The following is a 17,207-nucleotide window of genomic DNA, read 5'->3' as shown; positions in this document are numbered from 1 at the left end:
AGCATTTCACTTATTGTGCATTGTCCGGAGGCCAATAGTAAACGGTAAGCCGGTCCCGGCCGATCTTCTCATCCGGAACCTTGCCGTTGAAGTACAGGTACTGGCAGTTCTCCTCCTCCATCAGGAAAAGTGGATAATGGGCGTAATAAGGGAGGCTGAACGACCTGCGCCCCGGAATCGCTTCGATCTCCTCAGGCAAGCGATAACTGAAATCATCCATCATTCCGTGCTCAAGGATGCTTTTGCCGCTGTTGGCCCCCATTGGGCCGAGCAGCAGGGCAACAGGAGTCGATTTCGGAATCATGTACATGGTGACCGGCAGGTCAGCCGCCCCGATGTTGCGGATCAACCGCCTCCCTCCGTATCCCAGCCAGTTTGCCAGGTATTGACAATGGGGATCTTCGTCCAGCACAAGGTACACCGTGCCCGCAGGCATGGCGTCAATACGGGCTGGGGCATCTCTGCGGGCATGCCTGGCCTGAGCCGATGCGTACGTATCAGAAATGAGCAACGGTATCATGAACAGACAAAATGCGGTTTTCCGGATCTTTTCCCCCACTGGCAAGCAGGAGTATAAAAGTGTCAAAAACAGGATCGCAATGGGAAGCAGGGGGAACTGGGCTCTGCCGAGCTTGGTAAAGGGGAGAAGATCGAGAGCCACGCAATGGATGATCACGATGCTCATCATGGTAAGCAGAAGCAGGCCGGCCATGCCGTCCGCCTTCAATCTCCGCCAGAAGACGAGCGTTGCACCAATGGAGACCAGCATGAATATCAGCATGACCGGGGAGTAGACCCGCAATAGATGAAAAAAACTGAAAAATGGCGTCTTCGGGGCAAAACCGTACCGTTCCAGAAATAGAGAGGCATTGCCGGCGTAAATGTTTGTGGTCAGATGCTCTATGAGCGGTTTAAGGTAAAGCGGCATCAAAATGATTACCGGCAGAGCCGCAGCAGCGACAATTAACAACATTCGAACCGGTTTGCCTTTGCCTTGCGACCGGAAAATCAGCACCAGGTAACTGCTGACAAGGATTCCGGACAGCAGCTTGGCTGCAGAGCTGCTCAAAAAAAAGAGTCCGGCAAAAAAACCGGCTGAACAGAGCGGCAATCGGCGTTCCTGCGAACCGGTAAAGAATTTAACAAAGCAATACAGCGAGGCCATCATCAGCAGAGAGCTTAACGGGCCGTAGGTGTAAAAATGCACATATGTCTGCGCCCATGACGATGCGAGAAACATTACCGCTGCTGCCGTGGAGTAGAACAGCTCCCTTGTCACCAGATTAACCGTAAGTCTGAGCAGGGCCGCAGTACCGGCCAGAGAGATCACGGTCAGGTACAGATAGGCCTGAAACCAGTCCAGACCAACGAGCCCCATAAACTGTCCGACAATATACAGTGATGCCGGATGAACCGGCGAATTCATAAGCATGGGACTCCCGTCTCTCCACCAGTCCGGGACGGTGAGAGCGACGTGATATCCCCAGAGTTCATCGGTAGGGAAAGGCCGGTAGGGAGAGTTGAGGATAACCATAACAATCGAAAACGATAAGCACAGAAATGTCAGTATCAGTGAAATTGCGAGCGAGCGCTGTCTGTCGGTCGGATTCAATCAGGAGTCCTTGTTCTAAGCCGTTATCGGTTCAACAGGATCATACAGCGGGTAACAGCCTGGTAACCGCACCCATGACGGTTTCCGGAGCGATGAATGACATGCAGCTCTGCGCCTGATCGCATCTGGGATCAAGACAGGGGATGCACGGCAGAGAAATCTCCGGATAAATCACCTCGCCGCGACCGTAGAAATAGGTCTCGTTGGGGTTGGTCGGTCCGTAAAGCACCACAACCTTCTTTTTCAGGGCAAGGGCAATATGGAGACCGAGGCTGTCGTTAGTGACCAGGAGGCGACAGGAATTGATCCAGTCCATATATTCATGGAGTTCATTCATCCCCTGCTGCATTGAATAACTGAATCGGCCATCCAGCAAGCGCTTCAGCTCCACCCATTTGCCTTCAGGCCATGCCTTGTTGGGCCATTTCGAGCCGACCGACCAATTTAGTCCCACGTCAAACTCTTCCATGCTTCGCGGGCGGTAACCGAGGATATATTCCTGGCCGTCCCATTTTGCCCCGACAATCTGCAGCAGGGATTCCTGCCAGTTCCCCTGATGACTGCGCTTCAAATCCCCATCCTTGCAGAGGGAAAAGACCTTTTCACAACCGTCATAGGCTTCCGCCTCGCCATGCTGTTCATCGAACCGGAAGCCGTAACGCCGCCAGGCCGAGATCGAGTCGGCCAGGGCGCAGATCCCGGGCACCTTTTCGAGGTTGATCACGGTATCGAACCGCTCTCTCTGGAGCTGCAGCACCGACGTCAGATCATAGGTTAGAATCCGGTCAATGTGCGGATTTCCTTGGAGCAGCGGGTATGCCTGCTCGTCGACAAGCCAGGTGACATGGTCGTCGGCAAACGGATAAAGGATAACGGTGGTCCGGAGCACATCCCCCAGGCTGGTCACCTTGCCGATACCGGGATCAATCGTTTCGGAATATCCCATTTTGATAATTAGCACTTTTGACATGGGCTGGTTTGTCTCCATTATCAATCGGATTTGCTCAACTCACCTGCCGGGCGACTCCCCGGGTTCGACCTTCACGATCAAATACTCCGGATTTATCGCAACCGGCGCGAAACTGAATCCATACAGGAACCGTTCCCGACCGTTCCTGATTATGTCATGGATCATCAGACGAAAGGGATCGTTATCCCATTCCGGGACCAAAAGATGTGTCAGGTAATAATACGGATGACTGTCATTCATGGCCAGCAGTATATAGTCTGTTTTGGCGAGCAATTCCCTGCGCTTCAGCTCGGAAGAGACATTGAAATACTGTAGCGCCGTTAGCGACGTAAAGCGATCCGGGGCCTGGATGACAATCGGGTAGACAAAGTCGTCTTCGGTCATCAGACGGGTCGCGGTCGCCAGTGCATCATCAGACAGCAATTTATTAGCGCTGACGATGAAATCCTTCACAGGGAGAACTTGGGCGTTGGCCGTGTTAGAGTAAGGGGAATAATCGGGTAATGCATAGCCAAAGGAAATTGCCAGCATCAATAACAGAGCTGTCGCAGCTCCCCTCCCCGCTACTTGGCCCTGCCGCTTCAGTTCCGCAACAAGTCTGATGATTGTGCCGATCCCTAACGAACACCCAAAGGCATAAAAGGGGGCACAGTAGCGCTCCAGATTGAAGGTTCCCCCCATAAAAACCACATTGAGCACGAGGATTATCAGTATGGAAAACACACCGAGATACGATACTGCCCCGTAATAACAAGCACCGAATACGCCGATCGCCACCAAGGCAAACAACAGACGGGTCATGGAATTTTCTGCCAGGCCGGTCCTGACGATGTTTATCATGTAGTCCAGCTTGCTGTCAGGCATCCCCTCCAAAGGCCCCACATAACCGGCACCGGGTCCGGAGCTGAAGCGGTCGAACGCACCTTGCACCCGGTAAAGGACCGCAGCCCATAACACCATGGAGATGAGCGCCCAGGCAGAGAAAACGATAAGTTCCCGCCATTCCTTTCGGAAAAAAAGAACCAGCCAGACCACCAGCAATACCGCAATCGCGTAGATATGGAAATGGACCGACAAGACAAGTAAAAAGCGGCCAAGGGGCTTATGCTCTTTCCTCACCAGATAAAGCCATATCCCGATATAAAGAGACGGAATAAGAAAAATGGAATTGGATGCCGCCAGAAATTCGATCAGAAAAGCAGTGGCAGCCACCGGAAAAGCGACAGCCCCTGCCATCCTGCCCCCCAGATCGGTGGCAATCCTTACCAGGCACCAGATGCACAGAGCCATGACCAGGCAGATCCCCCCCTTGAACACAAAGCCGCCCATGATGAGCGAGAGCTTGTACAGGAGCCCGAGAACCACGACCTGCCCCGGTTTTGTGAACGCGGCCCCGATGCTGGCGGCAAGGTTGGGGCGGAAAAGGATCTCCCAGTAAGCTACCTGGCAGATGTTGTCCCCTTCCATGCGGAAGAGATCCAGGTAACCGGAATAGAATATCAGCAGATAGATAAAAGCGGCTGCGAAAACCAGCAGATTGAACCGGCGCTCCGCAAGCTTCCACTTAACCATTGCAATACCGGCAACAACAAAATAAAGGAAATTGAATGAAAAGAGCATTCTCAGCAGTTGGGTTCCGTTCCGACCGATATAACCAGGATCAAAATAGGCGGCAAAAGTACCGGTTAGCAGTAACAATGCCATAATTGAGATCAATAGCTGCCGGTTATCTTTAAGCATCCGAAATCCCTGCCTCATGATTCATCACCTTCAATTACTGCTCCCGCAATGCCCCATCATACGGCGTGGCAGCCCGCCTAGGCGTTCAGTCGACCCAGTACAGCCGCCCGGCTTCCCCATCCGCCCTGGCCAGATCCGCTGCCGCCGCCACGGCATTACCCATCGCCTTGTACGTCATCCCGCGGAAATAATAGAACTGCGGATGGGGGGCCATGGCAATTGCCGTGCTGAAATCGTCCACCGCATCGTTGTAATACCCGGCCTTCATCAGGGCGTAGCCGCGGTAGGAATGGATGTTGTACAGGGCTGGAATGGTCTGGGGAGAGGCCTGGGAGAGGCAGGTCGTATAATCGTCAATCGCTGCCTCGTAATTGCCAATATCCGAGTAATACCAGCCGCGGAAGAAATAGGCCTTGTCGAACGGCAGGCGCTCGATGACCTTGGTCCACATGGCACCGGAGTTTTTCCAGTCTCCGATCAGCCGGTATGTTGTTGCGACATAACACGAGAACACCGCTACGACCAGGGTTGCCGCCACATACCGGCCATAGCTCGGCCATGCATCAACGCCTCTTTGATACGCCTTTACGACCAGAGCAGCAACGATGATGCTCGGGAAGATCGATGCCAGATAGGTGTATCTGGCCGCAAGGATCAATTGATACCCGTCGGCAAAAAAATGGAGCGCCGGGAAAAGCGTAATGGTAAAGGTGAAGACCGCTGCAGTAAACCAGGGGATCTTCCTGCCGAGATAAACAGAATAACAGAGAAATAATATCAACAGGATGGTTTTTACCAGATACAGCTCCGGGATCGCCCGGGGGAGGTTGTAATACGGGAGGATACCGACCGGCCAGAGCATCATCCGGTAGTACTCGACCACCGAGTTACCGGCCGCAACAAACCTGGCGAACAGCGGGAAATCGCTGAATGTGTTGTACCCCCCCTGCTGCGCCCGCAACAGCATACTTGCCAATACGATCGGCACTGACAGCACCAGAAAGGGGAGCTTTTCCGTAACAAGCCGGATTACGTTCCCTTTGCGGAATCTCTCCAGCGGATACCAGTCGATCAGCAACAGCGCCACCGGAATCAGGATGCTCGAAGGCTTTGCCATCAGCGACAGCAAAAACAGCCCCAAGGAGATCAGGTAGGCCCGCCAAACCGCACCGTTCCCGAGCCCGGCCTCTTTCTTCTCCTGGTAGCAGAGATAAAAATATATGAAGCCCATGGTAAAAAAGCCGTTCAGGACATCCTTGCGTTCCGTGACCCAGGCGACCGACTCGACCCTGGCCGGATGGACTGCGAACAGCAGTCCGGCGATGAGCAGCAGCAACGGGTAGAGGAACCTTGACCGGGAAAAGCGCTCACTGACGCTCCATCTGTTTTTGAACATCTTGTCGCAAACGAAAACAATCAATCCGGCATTCAACGCATGAAGAATATTGTTCGTCAGATGAAAACCGAACGGGTCAAGTCCCCATATCTGGTAATCGATGGCAAAAGAGAGCCAGAGGAGCGGCACCCAGAAGTTGAGAGAAACCGTGGCAAACGCCCAGTACCAGAAATCCTTGTCCATGGTCCTGATGGCCGTATTGTCCAGCAGGTATTCCGGTTCGTCGAGGTTGACAAACCCGCATGACAGCGCCCGCAGATAGACTATGAAACATACGGCCGCAACCAGCAGCGCAATGGTGATTACCCGATATTTTTCCCGGTTCACGACGAATTCCTCATATGTTTCTTTGTGCACGATTGAGTATCAATCGAACCAATCCATCTTAACCGGCCCAGACCCGGCACGTTTGAAATCGGCCGCTGCGTCCGTTCCTTTCCCAACGGCCTGAAGCGCTAGCCCCCGGTGATAATAATAGGCCGGATGGGGGTAGAGTTCTATCGCAAAACCGTAATCCCTGATAGCTTCATCGTAGCGGCGCGCCTTTCTCAGCGCTTCGCCCCGGAAAGCATATAAATTGTAACTGGGAGGCATGCCGAGATTCCCGGCAATCTGGATCGCTGTCGAGAAATCCTCTGCCGCTGCCTGATATTTTCCGGAGGAGAGCTGGAAAAAGCCTCTCTCCTGAAAGGCTCTTCCCAAGGGTTCCACCTCAATTACCCTTGACCAGAAGGCCCCTGTATCCTTCCAGGCGCCGATCAGTTTGTATGTTATGCACAGCTGCATTATCAAGGCGGCAATGACGATCACAGGAACTAACTGCCTGAATCCGGGCCGGGACACCCGCATGTTCCGATTAGCCGCACCCAATATTCCGGCAACGGCAATACTTGGGATTACGGCAGGGAGGTATGTGTACCTGGCGGCAAACGCAGCGTCAGGCCCCTGCTGGATCAGTGCGAGCACCGGGAGTAATGGCAGTATGAATGCGGACCAGGTTGCAAAGAGCCACGGCCGTTTTTTGACTGAATAGATGAAGTAACCGGTACAAGCCAACACTGCCGAACATTTCGCAACATACGAATACGGGATCGCTTTTGCCAATACATGGTACGTACTGATGCCAACCGGCCAGAGAAGCAGGCGGCAGTATTCGAAGACGGCATTGCCGGATACGACTATCCTGACGAGAATCGGGGTATCGGAAACCGAGTAGAGCAGTTCTTCATTTGCTGCAGTAACTATGGTCAGGGCGGACATGATGCCGGCCATGACAAAAAATGGAATCTTCTCGACCAGCAGCGGGATTATCATCCCCCGGCGCAACGTCCGTAGCGGGTACCAGTCCATGACCAGGAGCATGGCCGGAACAACGACGCCAACCGGCTTCGACAGCATTGCCAGCAGGTAACAGAACAAGGAAAGGAGATAATGCAGGGAAAACCCCTTTTCATTCGGATTGCGGTCTCTCCGGTGCGCATAACGAAGATAGAACAGGATCGACCCGAGCGAAAACATGCCGTAAAGGACATCCTTTCGTCCGGATACCCAGGCGACCGATTCGACCCGTAGCGGGTGGATGCCGAAAAACAGCCCTGCGGCAAGCAACAAAGCGAGGTAAACACGCCTGGATGAAGGATCCTCCCTCAAGTCGGTAAGGCAATAGGCAAAAAGCGTGTCGGCGATTATCACCACCAGCCCGGCATTTACCGAATGAAAAAGCATGTTGGTCAGATGGTATCCGAACGGGTTCAGTTGCCAGAAGTAATAGTCGACCGCATAGGAAATGAAGGTCACCGGTATCAAATAGCCTGCCAGCGGACGGGTGAAGGCGGTCCGGAGAAGTTCGTTGTTCAGCTGCCTGATATGGAGGTTATGCTGGACATAATCGGGATCATCAAAGAAGATGAAATCGCATGAAAGCGCCCGAATATAGGCCAGCATGCATATTGCCCCGACTGCCAGAGCAATGGCATATACGCCGTTATTTTTATTCTCTGAGGAAATTGTCCGCTCTCCGTGCCGCATCTCAGGGCAATAGGGCTGAAGGCTGCCATTTGCAACTGATTGAGTTCCTGCCTGCCAAAGCCTACCCCTCCCCTTTCTCGTACCAGCCGAGCGGGCCGTTTTCCGCACCCGCACGGGTCAGGTCTTCCTCCGCCTCTTTCATCCTTCCGAGAGCCTTGAGCGAGAGCGCCCGATGATAGTAATAAGATGGGTGGGGAAACAGGGAGATGGCGGTGGAAAAATCCTGTACCGCCGCATCGAATCGGCCTGCGGAGCGATACGCCTCCCCCCTGAAGGCATAGAGGTTGAAAATCGAACTCTGGAAAGTGCCGGTCGCAATCTTGATGGCAGCGGTGAAATCCGCGGCTGCCTCCGTGTATCGTCCACCGACGTAATACAGCTTGCCCCGTTCCTTGTAGGAAATGACTTCCGGGGCAACCTCGATAACCCGGGTCCAGATACTCTCCGGATCTTTCCAAACGCTGATAAGCCGTACAGTCATGCCGGCATAGAAAACCGCAAGCAGAATAGCAGCGGCTGCAATCATTCGCCCCCGGACCATACCGCCAGCCGCTGCTTTTCGATATCCTCCGGCGATTACGGACGCTGCCATTACGCTTGGGACAACAGATGGGAGGTAGGTAAACCGGGCGGCATAAGATTGATCGCCGTTCTGGAAAAACGCCAGCACCGGCAGCAAAGGGAGCAGGAACAACAGCCAGGTGGCAGCCACAGCCGGGTGCCTGCGCCCTCCCCAGAGGAGCATGACGCATAACATGACTGCGACGACAGACGTGATAATGTAACCAACGGGGATCGGATCAGGAATCATGTAAAATGGGAGGATTCCGACCGGCACTATCAGGTATCGGATGTATGCGATGATCGCATTGCCGGAAACGATGAACCGGTCCCAGAGGGGAAACTGGTCCAGAGAGACCAGGTATTGGCTCTCCCTGGTGAAATAGATGGTGATGGCCGACATGGCGGCGGCCAAGGCAAAAAAAGGGAGTTTTTCGACAACCAGCCGCCCCCAGGCTCCTTGGCGTCCCCGTGCCAGCGGATACCAGTCGAGCACCAGCAGCATCGCCGGCAGAACCACGCTTGCCGATTTGGCCATCAGGGAGAGCGCAAACAGGGCCAACGCCGCACAGTAGGCGACGCCGGCGCCATCGGAACCCGATTCCTTGCGCTCGGCATAACGCAGGTAGCACAGGATCGCGCCGAAGGAAAAGAGGCCGTTCAGCACATCCTTCCGCTCCGTGACCCAGGCAACCGATTCGACCCGCAGCGGGTGCATGCCGAACAGCAGCCCTGCCAGGATGAGCATTGCCGGATAATGCCAGCCGGGTTCCTCCTTGGCAACAGTGCCGCGCAGCAACCTGTCGGCGATCAGCACTACCACCCCGGCATTCACGGCATGCAGCACGATGTTGGTCAGATGATATCCGAACGGCTCAATACCCCAGAAATGGTAATCAATCGCCAGTGAAATCCAGGTCAGCGGCATCCACCAGCCGATATGGGCCTGCGAGAACGACGCAACCAGCATATCCCGGTCCAACCTCCTGATCAGGAGGTTATTGAGAACATAATCCGGGTCGTCCAGAGTCACAAATCCGCATTGCAGGGCAGGGAGATAGAGCAGCAGGCAGACAATGGGAACAACTGCCATGGCAATGGACACGGGGCGTTTAATGGTCATCTTTACCCCTTGAGGCGCAACTCGCTACCGGCATCCTATTTTTTTACCTCGACAAGCTCGACATCATAGACAAGTGTGGCATCAGCCGGTATCACCCCGCTCCCTTCCTTGCCCAGAGCAAGGTCCGGCGGACAGATCAGTCTGGCTCTCCCCCCCTGCTTCATCAGCTGGACCGCTTCAGAGAGGCACTTCATCGCTTCGTTGACGAAAAACTCTTCCGGTTTGCCCACTTTATAGGTACTAGCCATCTCCTTGCCATCGATCAGGGTACTCCTGTAGTTCACCTTTATCCGGTCGGAGGGAGCTGCCTGGGCGCCGTCACCTGCTCGCACCGACTGAAAGATCAGACCGGATTCGGTTTTGACGGCACCGGCCTTAGCTGCCTCGGCCGCCATAAATGCAGGCACCTTTGGCAGCAGCTTTTTGCCATGCTCATCGCGTCTGGCAGACGCCAGCTCCTTGGATTTCTTGCTGTAAGCCGCGAAATCCACCAACGGCTCCCGCCCTTTTGTGGCGTCATCGAGCCCGCGTTTCACTAAGTTCAGCTCACTGGGGGTGAGATCAAAAATCTCGAGCTGGCGCGCAAAAACAAGCCCAATGGCATAGATCGTCTTTTGTTCTTCGGTCAACGGTTTGCCGGCCGGTTTCTTTTTCGCGGCAGCCGCGGGAAGAGCCATTAGCAGCAGAAGAGCAGCAATCAGTATCCTTTTCATTGCCATCACCTTTGTCATGTTCATTATTATTTCGACCCTGGCGGCCGGTTATATACTTTAACGAAAGAGCTTCATCGCCCCCTGAACCTTGGCCGCAAACTCGTGCCGGCTGCAGGTTGCCAGCAGGCTGCGCCAGATATAGCGCGGCCTCAGGTAAAACCGTTGATAGGAGTTCTTCTGCAGGCGCAGGAGTTCCGACATATTAAGCCACTGCTCCCAGTGATCCAGATGGAAGTCCGGCACCGGATTGCGGGCAAACTCCTGCCACCGCTCCGGCCGGATCAGACCCAGTTTTGCAGCATCCGCGAAAAGTTCCGTGTTCGGAAAGAGCGACAGGATCGACACCTGGGCGAAATCCGGGTCGATCTCCAGCATGAAATCGATATTCCGGCGCACGTCAACAGCGCTCTTTTCGAACGGCAGCCCGATCATGAAGTCGGCAATTGTGAGAATCCCCACGGATCGGCACCACTGAAAAACCTGTCGAATCTGCGCAACGGTACAGTTCTTTTTCAGCAGCAGTAACCCCTCATCGCTACCGGTCTCCACCCCGAACGATATCATGCGGCACCCGGCTGCCTTGGCACGCTTCAACGAATCCAAGGTGACGGTATTCACCCTACCCCTGAAGTCCCAGGTAAACCGGAAACCCCGTCGCACAATCTCATCACTGAAAGCAATGACTCGTTCGGGGGTAATATTGAAGAGGTCATCATAAAAGTGAACCTCGTCATACCCCATATCAAGACAGCTCTTGATTTCATTGGCGATTGATTGCACCAATCGCTGCCGATAGACTTTATACGGAACATCGCAGAAAGTGCAGCTGCAGGGGCAACCGCGGCTGCTGATCATGGTGGCAAGCCTGTCGGAAGCGCCCACGATGCTCCGGTAATTGATATTCCGGATAAACGATCGGTCGGGGGGCAGAATCTGGTCAAGATCCTTTATGTAGGCAGGAGGCGGCATCCGGCGGTTCAGAAACCTGTTGTCCTCCAGCAGTCCCACCCGGGGGGACCGGATCGACGCGGCGGTATACACCCCTCTGATGCCGGTGAAATCGGCCCTTTTAGCCACTGCTTCCGCAAGTGCGGGAAACGCCTCCTCACCCTCGCCGATAACAATCGAGTCGAATTCCGGGAGCGCTGCCGCCTCATAAGGGAAAGCGATCGGATGATGCCCGCCGAGACAAATATGCGCCGAGGGGAAGATGGCCCTGACGGTTCTTGCCGCCAGGCAGACATCGTACATTGCTATGGTGAAACTGGTAATTCCCACCAGATCGGGCTCAATCTCGGCCACTCTCTTCGCCAGCTCGACGTGGCTGATCTTCTCGGCAATGCAATCGAGGAAAAACAGCTCATGCTTCGGCTCACTCTTCCTCAGTGCCGCAAGGATATAGAGAAGACCCAACGGCGGGAACAGCCCGAAGTCGGCCGTATCCAGCAGGCCGTGATCATTCGGGTTGGCGGGATCAACGTACTCCCTGGCGGTATGTTCCGCAGGCGGATTAAGGAGCAGGATGCGCATCAGTATTCTCCACCGCCCCCCCGGCCCGAAGTCTTCTCAACGCCATTATGGTGGCAATGTATTTTCGCCCGCGTTTCAGGTAATGGAGGAGATTGGTGCCGGTCTTTGATATCCCGCTCCGACGCTGCTGCATTATATACGGCAGCTCTACCACTCGGAAACGTTTTGAAAGCAAAACCCGGTAGATGAAGTCGATGAAATACTCGCCGTAGTCGCCGCGGAGCCGGAACTCCCGGCAGACCTCCCGCCGCAGCGCGATGAAACCGCTGGTATAGTCGGTGAATGCCGGATCGAGGAGATGGCGCAACGAATAATTCAGGCACCTGCTCAGGAGCAGATGGAGTCCGGAGCCATCGCCGCAACGGTTCTCCCCTCCACCGGGCAGATAGCGGGAATTCACGGCCACATCGAACCCCTCGCCGATCTTTTCCAGCAGCTGCGGAATCCGGTCGGGAGTCTGGGAGAAGTCGCAATCGAACCAGACGATGACATCATTTTGTGCGGCAGCGATCGCATCGTTCATTGATGCAGTGAGCCCGTGATTCTCAAGCCGGCGCAACACTTTGACCGTCGCACCTGGGCAGACGGTCTCTTCGGCGATCTTCCAGGTGAGGTCCGGCGAATCGTCATCGGCAACGATCACCTCGATACCGGTGACCCCGGTTTTCTTCAAATGTTCGACGGCGTCCCTCATCAGATCGGCAATGTTGCCGGCCTCGTTGTAGGTCGGCATGATGATCGAGACGCTGAACGGATGGTCTTTTACCGGCATTACCTCTCCCAACATCAGTCTTTGCTGAACCAGTCTATCGCTGGCGGGTTTGGCCCGGCCCGGCGCAGGTCCTCGTTGGCCGCATCGAACCGGCCCAGTGCTTTCAAGGCAGCACCGCGCTGCTGAAAATAGGTCGGATGCGGATAAAGTTCTATCGCCTTGTCAAAGTCGGCCACCGCCTCCTCATAGCGGCCGATATCGCTCAGCGCAACCCCCCTGAAGGCATAGAGGTTGTATATCGAGCCGACACCCGACTTGGCGGCAATTGCAATGGCCGCGTTGAAATCGGCAACTGCGGCACCGCTTTTGCCATTGATCAGATAAAAAACCCCGCGATCGCCGTAGGCGCGTCCCAGCGGGTCGATCTCGATCACCCTCGACCAGAAGCTGCCGGTGTCTTTCCAAACCTTGATCAGCTGCAGAGAAATCCCGATGTTCACGGCAACGATCAGTGCTGCCGTCAAGAGCGACGCAATCAGGACCGGCCTGAGCCGGACCGGCTTCAATCTACGCGAAAGCAGGGCAATACCGGCCGCAACCGCGATTCCAGGCGCTATCGACGGAAGATAGGTGTAGCGTGCCGCCAGTGCCAGGTCGTCACCTGCCTGAATAAAGGCGAGCATCGGCGCAAGTAGCACTATAAAACAAAACCAGGTGACTGCCCAACCTTTCCTTCTCAGAAAGTCACGAGACATGTACAGCAAAACCAAGACAACGAGAACGGTCCTGACGAGATAGCTGTACGGAAGAGGCCTCGGCACCACGAAGTACGGACTGATCCCGACCGGAAACAGCCAGAGCCGGCAGTATTCAAAGATCGCATTGCCGGAGATGACCCCCCTGACGTAGAACGGCATGTCCCTCATGGAGATCAGGCTCTTCCCGGAACCGGCAAAATAAATGGTCAGGGCGGTTATCACCAGGGAAATGACCCCGAACGGGATCTTTTCGATCAGCGCCCCCCGCCAGCGGCCTTTGCCGATCCGATCCAGGGGGTACCAGTCCAGCAGCAGCAATATTACCGGCAGGGTTACGCTCACCTGCTTTGCCAGCAGAGATAACACAAAACAGGCCAGCGCCAGTGCATACGGGATCAGATACCGCGGCTCCCCGGCGGCTTTGCGCCGGACATAGCTCAGATAGGAAAGGATGGCCGCAATGGTGAACAGGCCATTAAGGACATCTTTGCGTGCGGAGGCCCAGGCAACCGACTCGACCCGGAGCGGATGGACTGAAAACAGAAGCCCGGCGAACAGCAGCAGAACCGGATAATGCCACTTTTGCAGAACGCAGTCATTGGCAATCAGGATCCGGTGGGTAAGCAGAGCCACCAGACCGGCGTTTAGTGCATGCAGGATAATATTGGTCAGATGATAGCCGGTGGGGTTGTCTCCCCAGAACAGGTGATCAAGGGCAAAGGAGAGATAGGTCAGGGGGAGCCAGGCAGCGAGATGCGATTCGGTGAAAATCCTGCGTATCGAACCGGGATCAAGGCTCTTTATGAACGGATTGTTGGTGATGTAGAACGGGTCATCCAGGTTTATGAACCCACAGTTTAGGGCCGGAAGATATACCAGCAGTGTAATGATGCCGACAGCGGCGGCCACCAACCGGATATAGTTCCGACTCTCTTTCACTTCTGTCCCGATCCCATGCTGTCTGTCCCGGAGCCGGCAATCTCTAGGGAAAGATCGTCGCGAAATCTGAAAATTTCCGGCCTGGGCATCTGTTCACTTGTCTGGATGGCCCAATCAACGGCAGCAAGCGCATCCGGCAGCCGTTTGAGATTTCTGAGGATCTTCGCCTGGGTAAAGGCCAGTTCGGAGTATTTCGACGTCCGTCCCCGCCGCAGGGCAATGGCGAGCGCCTCGTCGATATCAACCAGTGCCTCGAAATAGTTTCCGGCCTCGTTGCGGTACTTTGCCCGGGCAAAGTAGGCGGCGCCGATCTGCTTCGGATAGATGCCAATTTCCCTGGTGGCAATGGTTTCGGTGTTTTGCCACCAGCTGATCTGCCACAGGGTCATCAAGGTATAGCAAACGATCTGGATGGCCGCAAATCCAACGGCAGTAACGGCCAGATCCTTGAGCCCCCTTGCATGCAGCCATCCAGAAATCCATACGACACCAGCCCCCCATAGAAGGGCGATCCCCAGTGACGGCAGATATGAATAACGGTCCGCCATCCACTGGCTCCCGGCCTGGATGATCCCGAGCATCGGGGCCAGAGTAACAAGGAAATAGAGCCAGAGTGCCGGCCACTGCCGCTTACGTCTCCCGATATACGCTGCGGCAACCGTGATGGCTGCAACACCGAGGGCATAGGCAAGATACTCACCCGGTGCGGTCGCCGATACATTCCCCGGATGCGGATAGTAAGGAGCGAGACCGGTCGGCCAGATCGTCTTCCAGAGGTAAAACATCGCTGCCTTGAAAGAGACGAGAACCCTGGAGACAACGGTCAGGTCTGCCGAAAGCATGATCGGCTCCTGTTGTGCCTTCACGGTTAGCGCCGCTGTCCCGCCAGCAATAAGCAACAAGGGGATTTTTTCCGCCACAACTCGGAAAATCGCGTTCGAGTCAACCATCCTGCCAAGCGGATACCAGTCGATCAGGAGCAGGACGATCGGCAGGCTGACGGCAGTCGGCTTGCTCAACAGGGCGAGCAGCGCCATCAATACGGTTATCCAGTATGAACCGAACCGGAAGAACGGCTTGCCAGGCTGCAGGGACCGTCGAGCCGCGTACCTGAGATGGAACAGGATGGCTGCAGCGACGAAAAACAGGCAGAGGACATCCTTCCTTTCGCTTGCCCACACTACCGATTCCACCCTGAGCGGGTGAAGGCCGAAGAACAAGGCGCCGGCAATACTGGCCCAGACGATCTGCCGGCCGGCCGGCCATCTCTCCGACCAGTTCAGAGCCGCTGACGACAGTATCGATTTGAAGATGAAACAGACAAGGAAGACCGTGCCACCATGAAACAACAGGTTGGTAAGATGAAATCCTGCCGGGTTCATTCCCCACAACTGCCGGTCCATGGCCAGAGAGAGCATGGTCAAGGGGTGCCAGTTGGCCTCGTGAAAGCGGGTGAATGCCCAGACAACGGTCTGCCAGTCCAGGGAGTCGATAAACCGGTTATCAACAATGTAGCCAAGATCGTCCAGTTCGAGGAACTCGTTTTTCAGCGAGGTAAGGAATACGCAGATCGTCGCAACGGCGGCAAATACGGCGCCGGCCCATAAAATCCCGTCCTGTTTCTGTGCTGTCTTATTTTTCACATCCCGTCCTTCCGTCGATAAACATAACAGTCGGCCATCTGCTCTTCCAGAACATAATCATGGTCAATGACATACTCGATCTCTTCCTGCCCCTCCCAGTCTGCCCAGTCCGGTTGATAGACCAGGTATTTTGGCCGTTTTTGCTGTATTGCGGTAAGGACCTCAAGAACGGCCCGCTGTGGATGCTCCGACCATGCGGGCAATACACTGGCTATATACCTGGTCGGAGAACGCCGGGTTGAAAGGAAATACAGCTCCGGCTCCAGTCCCCATTGAAACAGATAATCCGCAGGAACGGTCCTATTCTTGATGTATTCGGCGAGTTCGACAGCCTCTACAAACTGTTTGCCGAATTTCAACTCTGAAATCTTTTCCGGGGGATAGAAAAGATAAAACCGATACTCTTTCATAATCGAATACGATAGAACGGCAATGATCAAAACAACAACCGCTGGATGGCGTACATTGTCCATGGCAAAGACGCTGGCAATCCCCCCGCCGGCAAGGATTGCCAGTTGCGGGATCAGGATGATGAAATAGTGCGGGAAAAATTTCCCGGGGAGGTAGACACCAGCTACCGCACCAAGGGTAAGAACCATCATGAGCAGCTCTTTGTATCCCGGCCGTTTCAGGACGATCCAAACAGCAGTCGGGAGCGAAGCTGCCAGTGGCAGGGCAAATTCCGGGGCAATCCGTTCGAAGGCCTTGCCTATAGGCGGGCCGTAGATTCCGCTGTCACGGTAGTTAAAGGGGAATTTGATTGTCCACCACAGCAAATCGTCGAGAGCCCCTTTGGAGGCAAAATAGCCAAGGGTAACTGCAGCCAGAACCACTATCGGCAGAATAAAGCTGCCGACATTGACCAACATCCCCTTCATGCTTCCCCGGGATTTGGGCAGGAAAAAAAGAAACGCGAAAAGGATAAGCACTTGAGGAAGTGCGACCGGTTTTATCACCATGGCCAGGCCGGCTGCCATGCCGCTTGCGGCAAGATAAACAGGTCTGCCGGTAGCGGCATTTCTGAGGAAGAAATAGATACCGGCGGTCATGGGAAGAACCATGAACACTTCGGTATTGCTGCTGCTCCCTTCAACCAGCGGGCCGCTGGAGGTCAAACCGCAAATGAATGCGGCCCAGAGCCCTGCCTTATTGCCCCATACCTGTCTGGTGGTAAGATAGACCGCCAGCACTGTGAACATGGCATAAAGTGCCGTAAACATCCTTATGGCAACGGCGGTCTCCCCAAAAACCGCCATACCTGCGGCATAAATATAGAATGCGCCTGGAGGCTTGATTTCGATCGCATCCCGGTACGGGACATTCCCACGAAGGATCTCCTGGCCGATGTAGGCATAATGCCCCTCGTCCCGCTGCAACGGCTCGTGCAAAAACGCCATTCGCAACGCAAACGAGAAGCCGATTATCAAGAACAGTATTATTGCTTCACGTTTCAATCAACACTCCAGATCCATGAAAGAGTTG

12 protein-coding genes are annotated in these 17,207 nt (G+C 54.8%); all 12 read right to left on the bottom strand.

Annotation, left to right across the window (positions count from 1 at the left end):
- Positions 1-10 precede the first annotated feature (10 nt).
- The 12 genes from OR1_RS13860 to OR1_RS13805 all read right to left on the bottom strand — a co-directional run bounded on the left by OR1_RS13860 (position 11) and on the right by OR1_RS13805 (position 17,179).
- Positions 11-1,432 carry a hypothetical protein gene (locus tag OR1_RS13860; RefSeq protein WP_152609903.1) on the bottom strand — a complete coding sequence of 474 codons (1,422 nt, stop codon included), beginning with the start codon at positions 1,430-1,432 and terminating at the stop codon, positions 11-13.
- A 220-nt stretch (positions 1,433-1,652) separates the two neighbouring features.
- Entirely contained in the window at positions 1,653-2,582 is a 930-nt protein-coding gene (locus OR1_RS13855; RefSeq protein WP_041972492.1) for a glycosyltransferase family 9 protein, read from the bottom strand.
- A gap of 39 nt (positions 2,583-2,621) precedes the next feature.
- Positions 2,622-4,340 (bottom strand): hypothetical protein, encoded by a 1,719-nt coding sequence (locus tag OR1_RS13850; protein ID WP_041972491.1) that lies wholly within the window; start codon positions 4,338-4,340, stop codon positions 2,622-2,624.
- 67 nt (positions 4,341-4,407) lie between these two features.
- Positions 4,408-6,045 (bottom strand): M48 family metallopeptidase, encoded by a 1,638-nt coding sequence (locus tag OR1_RS13845; RefSeq protein ID WP_041972490.1) that lies wholly within the window; start codon positions 6,043-6,045, stop codon positions 4,408-4,410.
- A gap of 39 nt (positions 6,046-6,084) precedes the next feature.
- Positions 6,085-7,662, bottom strand: a complete 1,578-nt coding sequence (locus tag OR1_RS13840; RefSeq protein WP_152609902.1) for a M48 family metallopeptidase — start codon at positions 7,660-7,662, stop codon at positions 6,085-6,087.
- 145 nt (positions 7,663-7,807) lie between these two features.
- On the bottom strand, positions 7,808-9,430 hold the full coding sequence (locus OR1_RS13835; RefSeq protein ID WP_041972489.1) for a tetratricopeptide repeat protein: 1,623 nt from the start codon (positions 9,428-9,430) through the stop codon (positions 7,808-7,810).
- A gap of 35 nt (positions 9,431-9,465) precedes the next feature.
- A complete protein-coding gene (locus tag OR1_RS13830; protein ID WP_041972521.1) occupies positions 9,466-10,143 on the bottom strand; it encodes an FKBP-type peptidyl-prolyl cis-trans isomerase in 678 nt (225 codons plus the stop codon).
- A gap of 57 nt (positions 10,144-10,200) precedes the next feature.
- Positions 10,201-11,673 (bottom strand): B12-binding domain-containing radical SAM protein, encoded by a 1,473-nt coding sequence (locus OR1_RS13825; protein ID WP_041972488.1) that lies wholly within the window; start codon positions 11,671-11,673, stop codon positions 10,201-10,203.
- Positions 11,654-12,445, bottom strand: coding sequence for a glycosyltransferase (locus tag OR1_RS13820; protein WP_041972520.1), 792 nt, complete (start codon positions 12,443-12,445; stop codon positions 11,654-11,656). Before OR1_RS13820 ends, OR1_RS13825 begins: the two co-directional genes overlap by 20 nt.
- Positions 12,446-12,459: 14 nt before the next feature.
- Positions 12,460-14,082 carry a tetratricopeptide repeat protein gene (locus OR1_RS13815; protein WP_052440461.1) on the bottom strand — a complete coding sequence of 541 codons (1,623 nt, stop codon included), beginning with the start codon at positions 14,080-14,082 and terminating at the stop codon, positions 12,460-12,462.
- Positions 14,079-15,725 carry a hypothetical protein gene (locus tag OR1_RS13810; RefSeq protein ID WP_041972486.1) on the bottom strand — a complete coding sequence of 549 codons (1,647 nt, stop codon included), beginning with the start codon at positions 15,723-15,725 and terminating at the stop codon, positions 14,079-14,081. The genes OR1_RS13815 and OR1_RS13810 overlap by 4 nt, the downstream gene beginning before the upstream one ends.
- Positions 15,722-17,179: a glycosyltransferase family 39 protein gene (locus tag OR1_RS13805; RefSeq protein WP_041972485.1), complete on the bottom strand. Its 1,458-nt coding sequence runs from the start codon at positions 17,177-17,179 to the stop codon at positions 15,722-15,724. Before OR1_RS13805 ends, OR1_RS13810 begins: the two co-directional genes overlap by 4 nt.
- Positions 17,180-17,207 lie beyond the last annotated feature (28 nt).

Origin of the sequence: Geobacter sp. OR-1 (assembly GCF_000813145.1) — a bacterium.
In the GTDB taxonomy this organism is placed as follows: Bacteria; Desulfobacterota; Desulfuromonadia; order Geobacterales; family DSM-12255; genus Geoanaerobacter.
This window is presented reverse-complemented; position numbering and strand designations above follow the sequence as displayed.